The organism is Psychromonas sp. (genome assembly GCF_047632995.1).
GTDB lineage: Bacteria > Pseudomonadota > Gammaproteobacteria > Enterobacterales > Psychromonadaceae > Psychromonas.
Map to the genome: position 1 here is coordinate 1 of NZ_JBLIEK010000143.1, position 7,198 is coordinate 7,198.

Below are 7,198 nucleotides of genomic sequence, written 5' to 3' on the forward strand. Positions count from 1 at the left end.
ATGCTAAAAAACAGTGATCAGCTATTACCTTTAAGTAAATCTAAAAAATATTTAGTGATTAACGGTGACAATATCTCGCGACAAGCAGGTGGCTGGTCTTTAGATTGGCAAGGTTACAGTTGGGAGGAGATGTTTCATCCCGCAGGTGAAACTATCTTATCCGGCATTAAATCACTGGTTAAGCCTGAAGGTGGACAAGTGTTTACTTCCTATAATTTCGCAATGCAAAACGATGTTTCAGCAGCAATAATTGTTTTATCTGAGCGCTTCTATGCAGAAGGCAATGGCGATATTGAACCCTGGCTAGGCACATCATTTGCACAGCAACCATTAAGTAAAGGTGCCAACGCATTAGAAAAACTACGAACTAAACAGCCTGATCTGCCCATTGTTGTTGTCTATCTCGGTGGAAGACCTCTGTGGATGAATCCACAAATTAACCAAGCAACAAGTTTTGTGGTGGCCTGGCTACCGGGAACGGAAGGTGGCGGCGTCGCTGATGGACTCTTTGGTGAGTCACCAATCAACGGTCGTCTGAGTGTCAATTGGCCTGCCTATGATTGCACCGGCTCACCGAGCGAGGCCTCAAATGCGCTGTTTCCAGTGGGTTATGGTTTAACATTTGCTGATACATTGCAAATATCGGATAACCTCCCAAATAAACCTGCCACTACTTGGGGGACGCTTAACTTTTCACCCGGGTGTTTTATATCAAATAATATTTTTTCGCCGTTTGACTAATACCTAGCGTGGTAGGGAAAGCAAGTTGACGGGACAGGTCTTTAATTTTGATATCAAGATTAACAGCCTGTTCCCGATGACTTTTGCCCCGGTCTTTTGACTCGTTCCCACGCTCCGCGTGGTAATGCATAACAATCAAAGCCTCATTTTTTAATGGGGCTTTTTTCTGTCTCGATATTGGGAATTTAACATCTCAATTATGACTCGTTCCCACGCTCCGCGTGGTAATGCATAACAATCAAAGCCTCATTTTTTAATGGGGCTTTTTTCTGTCTCGATATTGGGAATTTAACATCTCAATTATGGGATTAGAAACCGCTTCCTTGTTAATGTAAAAACATCTATCTCCTTTATTAACAACGCGTTACGCCAGTGGCATGGTTTGTGCTAACTTAAAGTTAAAGTGAAATTAATTAGAAGCAGTGTTAGCTGTTTATTTTATGGATATATTAACAGGGAAAAATTATGCCGAAGATATTGACTAAACATATTATATTATTGAGCTGTTTGTTAACCTCTTTCATTATCAGTGGCTGTGCGCTGAACAACACAAAACCAACACCAGAGCAGGTGTCATTATCGAGTTACAGCGGTGCTTATCAAGAAAAGTGGGATGATTCCAATAACGTTTTTGTTATTGAGCGTGATAATAAACTTTATTTTCAAAATATTTGGGGGATCACTGAGATTGATATTAATGATGAATATGGTTTTAAAATAGATAGCTGGAATTTAACCGCACAATTCAGTGACTTTGAAAATGGTAAGTTCCAAAGAGGTACCGGAAGGGTAGACGGGCAGAGTTATGAGTTTAAGCGTATTAATCTTGATACACAAAATAGCGCCTTTCTTTATGAAAAATTTGGGGCTAGCGATTTTAGTCAGACAGAAAAGCAAAGTTGCCAAGACAACTATTCACTTCAGTCTTTGAGCGAAAACAGTAAAAATCCAGAAAAAATTGAAACACTGATCAAGCAGATAAAATCAGAAAGATATGGGTGGGGTGAGCAGGATAGCTTGATAATTTATCAAGATGGTAAGTTAGTTGTTGAACAGTATTTTAATGGTTATAGCCGCAATGACCCGCATCAAATACAAGGCGTGGGTACAAGTTTAACTTCATTATTGGTTGGCAGTTTAATTACAGAGGGCAAAATTGCCGATGTTAACGCGCCTATCGTCGAGTATCTTCCAGAATATAAACAGTTGCTAACGGGCGACAAAGCCAAGATCACCTTAGCAAACTTTATGGATATGGCCGCCGGCATTGAGTGGAATGAGTGGCGTGTACCTTATACTGATCCAGCTAACACACGAAGTAAAGAGATGGAAAGTGATGATGCTGTTGCGTTTGTCTTATCTTTGCCGATGAAGCACGAACCGGGTAAGGATTTTTCCTATAGTGGCGGATATGTTTCTGTGGTGGGCACTGTTATCAGTAATCTATCACAACAACCTACTGCCGCTGATTATGCAAAGAATGGCCCTTTAAAGGCATTATGTTTCGAAGATGCTTATTGGCATAAACAAAAAGATGGCAAAACCAATACGGCTGGTGGCGGCATGATGCGTCCGATAGATATGTTAAAAGTGGGGCAGTTAATGTTAGATGATGGTCAATGGCAAGGTCAGCAGTTAATTGATAAACAATGGGTAGCTGACTCTCGCGATCGCACTATTAATACTTATAATAGCAAATATGGCTACTTCTGGTTGCATGATGATGCGTTTGTTTTGGATAATGTAACAAACTATCCCTATGTTCATGCAAGCGGTTGGGGTGGGCAGGAGATTGTGATCATGAAAGAGTTAGACTTGGTGGTTGTCACTAGCGCATCAAACTATGACTCTCGTGGAAAAGTGAACGAGATGCTGAGGAACTTTATCATTCCTGCATTTGTAGATTAATAAGTCACCTCGTTTCCACGCCTCGCGTGGTAATGCATAACGGTGAAGTCGATAAAGTATGGGAACGAGAGAAAAGCTGCGGCAAAATTAGGGATAAACGATGAAGAACAATCAGCCATTAATTGAATTAAAAGATATCGGTAAAATATTTTATAGCGAAGAGTTAGAAACCCATGCTTTGGCAGCGATTAGTTTACAAATTAATCGCGGTGAATTTGTCTCTATCGCCGGTCCTTCCGGTTGTGGTAAATCAACCCTGTTGTCCATATTAGGCCTGTTAGATAATGGCTCAAGCGGCCAATTTATCTTAAATGGGCAGGATGTCAGTACTATTGCTGCTGCGCAACGTGCTGTCATTCGTAATCGCGAGATGGGATTTATCTTTCAATCTTTCAATTTAATCAGCGACTTGACGGTAGCTGAAAACGTCGCCTTACCGCTGACCTACCGCGGCGATAAAAGCCGTCGTGAAATTTCCGAACTGGTTAATAAGGCACTCAATAAAGTCAATATGAGTCATAGAACCGGCCATTTTCCGTCGCAGCTTTCCGGGGGACAGCAGCAGCGTGTTGCGGTTGCGCGCGCCATTGTTGCATCCCCAGCCATTATTTTTGCTGATGAACCAACAGGAAACCTTGATTCAAGTAATGCGCAAAGTGTGATGAGATTGCTTAAAGCATTGCATGAAGAGGGGGCGACTATCTGCATGGTGACCCATGATCAACAGAGTGCGGCAAGCGCACAACGTATCATTGAACTCTTTGATGGCAAGCTCGTTGATGATAGTAAACAAATTTCAGCAGTTAAAAGTGCCTAGGGGCGATTATGTGGACCGATTTTAAATATGCGCTTAGGTTATTGCTAAAAGCGCCAGCATTCACCGCGTTAACTATTGTTGTGATGACCTGTGGTTTAGCTATTAGCCTCTATATGTACAGTTTTTTAAATACCATAGTTTTTAAACCACTTCCCTTTGCTGATAGTGAAAATGTGGTGGTGCTGGATAAAGTCACTAATGGCACGCGTAGTAATTATCGGCAATTAAATGCGGCAGATCTGATAATCATTGAGTCTGAAAACAGAAGCTTTGAGAAATTGCACTATTTTTATTCAACAAATAAAAATATCACTATCGACAAAGTTTCTCGTCGCTATTTTGCTGCGGGTATTGAACCCGGTGGTATTGATTTTACGCAGGTTAAACCTTTGTTAGGGCGCACCTTTGATAAAAAAGATGCGCAACTAGGCGCTCGAACAATTATTAGTTACGATTTATGGGTTGACCACTTTAATAAAAATAAGGGCGTAATTGGTCAATTCCTTCAAATGGAAAATTCACAAGTTACAATTATCGGTGTGATGCCAAAAGGCTTTAGTTTTCCTTTATCAGCAGATCTATGGTTACCATTGAGTCGAAATGGCATGCACAGAGGCACTAATTGGACCCTTGGCGCGTTTACTAAGCTCAAAGAGGGCGTTTCACTTGTCGCTGCTAATGAAGATCTCAATAATATAATGGCAGGGCTTGCCGGAAAATACCCAAGTACTAATTATGGTACTAATGCTTACGCTGAAACCTTTCAAAAACAGTTGGTTGGCGAAGCTACCATGCCCGCTGTATGGGCGTTATTGGGGGTCACGATATTTGTTTTATTATTAGCCTGCGTCAATGTCTCCGGTTTATTACTCTCTAAGGCGATTGAACGCTCCAGAGAAACTGCTGTGCGACGTGCATTAGGTGCGCCGCGTTATCGTGTCATTATGCAGATGATGTGGGAAAGCACCATTATTTGTGTCGTCAGTGGCTTATTTTCTTTAATGCTGGTGAGTTGGGCATTGCAGTTAACCACACCAATATTTGCACAGATGAGTTTTATAAAACCTTTCTATTGGTTAGTCTTTGGTTTAGATAGTAATACCGTGATTGCGGCTGTTATTGTGGTGATTTTTACTATAATTGTTTCTGGCTTTTTCCCGGCTTGGAAAGTGACATCCGGCGACTTTAATGCTCTGTTACGTCAGGGCAGTCGTGGTGCTACCAATGCACGGGTTGGACGTTTAAGTAAAATATTGTTAACAGTTGAAGTTGCCTTATCCACCTTAGTATTAATTATCGCGACAATGTTAATTATTAATACCTATCAATCAACGGCGTTAAATAAAAGTTATGATAAGCAAAATTTGCTTACCTTTAGTTTGCAGTTTCCATGGTCAAATTATGAGTCAACAGCAACACGTAGCCTGTATCTACAGAAGTTAGAGAAGCAACTGGAAGCGATTCCGGAGATCAATAATATCTCTTATGGCAGTGCTTCGCCGGGTGGTGATGCATGGGTAACGCAAATAAACCCCCATTATAAGAGTTATCAATTAGATAATATCTTCGCTAATCTTATCTATATAAACAGTGATTATTTTGCGCAGGTGAAAATAAAACCCATTGCCGGGCGCTTAATTAATAAGGACGATACGATTCAGAGTAAAAAAGTTGCCGTTATTAGCAGCTCATTGGCAAAACAGTTATGGCCGAATGAAGATCCGTTAGGTAAATTGGTGTCTGTACCTGTATCGCGAGCGATAAGGGTTGAAGTTATTGGTGTTGTGCCGCATATTCACCATGGTGCGACATTTAATACCGCATCAAATTATGGCGGTATCTATCTGGCAAACAGACAATTTAATCATCTGTTTAACCAAGTGACTGTAGATTATAGTGGAAGTCGTGAGACGGTTATTGCTGAGATTGATGCGGTGATGTATCAATTAGATAAGAATATCCCGCCCTTTATGATCATGGCCTATGACGCACTACTTGCTAAATATATGTCGGCTATGGTCTTTGGTGCAAAACTATTTGCTATCTTAGGTTTTATTACGTTGGTCTTAACCGCTTCAGGCATCTACGGGGTGACTGCAAATAGTATCTATCAACGCTTACGTGAAATTGGTATTCGCCGCGCCTTAGGGGCAACCAATTTACAGGTAGTTAGCTATTTTCTTAAACAAGCCAGTATGCAGTTAATCATAGGGTTATCGATAGGTCTGCTGCTTGGTGCATCTGTTTGTTACTGGGTATTACCGCAATTCCTTGTTTCATCTACTATCATGCTGGTTATTTTTGTGAGCATATTTACTCTTATCATGCTGGTGGTGATATCGGCGGTATTGTTGCCGTTAAAACGTGTTTTAAAATTTGAACCCGCCCATGCATTACGTTCAGAATAAGGAGTGTTAAATGATTAAAAAGTTACTGGCGACTCGTTCCCACGCTCCGCGTGGTAATGCATAGCTGAACAAAAAAAGGAGAGAATTATGGGGCGCAGTCGTTATAAAATCACTCAAGCAGATGGTGTGCATTTTGTTACGTTAACGGTACTTCATTGAATCCCTGTTTTTACGCGACCGCAGACGGTTGATATTATTCTGGACTCATTACGATTTTTGATGAAAGAAGGATTAAAAGTCTACGCTTATGTTATTTTGGAAAATCATTTACACCTAATTATGCAAAGCGCTCAGCTTAACAAAGATATAGCGCGTTTTAAGTCGTTCACCGCAAGGCAATTAATTGCTTATCTTGAGCAGCATAATGTCAGGACGATTTTAGAGCAGTTGGCGTTTTACAAAAAGGTGCATAAAACAGATCGCCAATATCAATTTTGGCAAGAGGGCGTTCACCCTGAACTGATCCAGAGTGAAGCGATGATGTTACAGAAAATTGAATATATTCACCACAACCCAGTTAAACGTGGTTATGTTGATAAAGCTGTGCATTGGCGTTATTCCAGTGCGCGTGATTATCACGGTGAAGTGGGTCTGCTTGACGTCGATAAAGCTTGCTGAAAACGACGTTCCCACGCAGAGCATGGGAACGAGAAGGCGGGGCATGGGATATTTACTCTTATCATGCTGGTGATGATATCTGCGGTATTGTTCCCGTTAAAACGTGTTTTAAAATTTGAACCCGCCCATGCATTACGTTCAGAATAAGGAGTGTTAAATGATTAAAAAGTTACTGATTGCTGATGATGATAGCGGCATCTTAACCAGTTTACGGTTTCTGCTAAAAAGTCAGCCATTTAAGTTAACTTTTGCACACTCTGTACAAGAGGTAGAGTATTTTGTAAAACATGAGCAATTTGACCTGGTGTTGATGGATCTCAATTATGCCAAAGACACCACCTCAGGAGAAGAGGGGGTAGCCCTGATTAAAACCCTGAAAACGCTGGATGAAGATTTAGCTATTGTGGTGATGACAGGCTGGGCAAGTATTGAGCTGGCGGTCACCGCGATGCAGCAGGGGGCCGGTGATTTTGTGCAGAAACCTTGGGACAATGAACGCTTGATCTCGATTTTGAACCAGCAACTGTTGCTGGCTGCGCAACAACAAAGAGCAAAAAAACTGACCGCTGAAAATATACTGCTGAAAAATGCATTGGGGCAGGGGGGGAATATTCACCCTGTTGCTAACTCAATGGCGATGCAGCAGTTAATGGTGCAACTTAAGCAGTTTGCAGCAACCGATATCAGTATTTTACTGACTGGGGAA

Annotated in this window: 6 protein-coding genes; all 6 read left to right on the forward strand. The window is 41.3% G+C overall.

Annotated features, from left to right (window positions below):
* A partial coding sequence (locus ACJAT7_RS16565; protein WP_415227912.1) for a glycoside hydrolase family 3 protein occupies positions 1-741 on the forward strand: 741 nt, incomplete at its 5' end.
* Positions 742-1,206: 465 nt separating this feature from the next.
* A complete protein-coding gene (locus tag ACJAT7_RS16570) occupies positions 1,207-2,649 on the forward strand; it encodes a serine hydrolase domain-containing protein (protein ID WP_415227913.1) in 1,443 nt (480 codons plus the stop codon).
* A 100-nt stretch (positions 2,650-2,749) separates the two neighbouring features.
* Complete coding sequence (locus ACJAT7_RS16575) at positions 2,750-3,466, forward strand: ABC transporter ATP-binding protein (protein ID WP_415227914.1); 717 nt, start codon at positions 2,750-2,752, stop codon at positions 3,464-3,466.
* A gap of 8 nt (positions 3,467-3,474) precedes the next feature.
* The gene (locus tag ACJAT7_RS16580; protein WP_415227915.1) at positions 3,475-5,874 is read left to right on the forward strand and encodes an ABC transporter permease; all 2,400 of its coding nucleotides are present in this window, start codon (positions 3,475-3,477) and stop codon (positions 5,872-5,874) included.
* Between the two features lie 159 nt (positions 5,875-6,033).
* Complete coding sequence (locus tag ACJAT7_RS16585; RefSeq protein ID WP_415227917.1) at positions 6,034-6,492, forward strand: REP-associated tyrosine transposase; 459 nt, start codon at positions 6,034-6,036, stop codon at positions 6,490-6,492.
* Between the two features lie 157 nt (positions 6,493-6,649).
* Positions 6,650-7,198: response regulator (locus ACJAT7_RS16590; protein WP_415227916.1), on the forward strand; the 549-nt coding region annotated here is incomplete at its 3' end.

Coding starts and splice junctions, on each gene's coding strand:
- ACJAT7_RS16570 (WP_415227913.1), top strand. CDS start 1,207: ATGCCGAAGATATTGACTAAACATATTATATTATTGAGCTGTTTGTTA.
- ACJAT7_RS16575 (WP_415227914.1), top strand. CDS start 2,750: ATGAAGAACAATCAGCCATTAATTGAATTAAAAGATATCGGTAAAATA.
- ACJAT7_RS16580 (WP_415227915.1), top strand. CDS start 3,475: ATGTGGACCGATTTTAAATATGCGCTTAGGTTATTGCTAAAAGCGCCA.